The organism is Burkholderia sp. SIMBA_062, from assembly GCF_046534765.1.
Lineage (GTDB): Bacteria > Pseudomonadota > Gammaproteobacteria > Burkholderiales > Burkholderiaceae > Burkholderia > Burkholderia ambifaria.
In genome coordinates this window covers 1-359 of sequence record NZ_JAWRYD010000148.1, presented here as the reverse complement: position 1 = coordinate 359, position 359 = coordinate 1, and the positions used below count along the sequence as shown (strand labels likewise).

1 pseudogene is annotated in these 359 nt (G+C 61.0%); it reads right to left on the bottom strand.

Going from position 1 to position 359, the window contains the following annotated elements:
* Positions 1 to 130: 130 nt before the first annotated feature.
* Positions 131 to 359, bottom strand: a pseudogene (locus SB786_RS35790) (type VI secretion system baseplate subunit TssE); the annotation flags it as partial.

Genomic DNA, 359 nt, shown 5'->3' with positions numbered 1-359 from the left:
GGTACACGACGCCGGATTCATCTACGCCGCGAGCGGCACGCCGTCGTCGAGCATGGACCGGTTGGCGTGCAGCGTGATGCCACGGTCGCCGATCATGATCGCGCTCATGTAACGCGTATTCGACGCTATTTCAGTATCGGTCGAGCGCTGCCTGCAGCATGCGCAGTCTGGTTTTGCCGTCCGGCATGAAGTTCGTGCCGAAGCGCACGAGCCCTGCCTGATGCAAATGGCAGGCCATCGTGAAGCTGATCAACATACCAGGCTCGGGCGGATGAATTTCGATTTCTATTCGCTTCAGACGCGGTTCGTAAGCGAGCAGGGTCGCCTCGATCGCGCGCCGCAGCTTGTGCGCCGAGGAC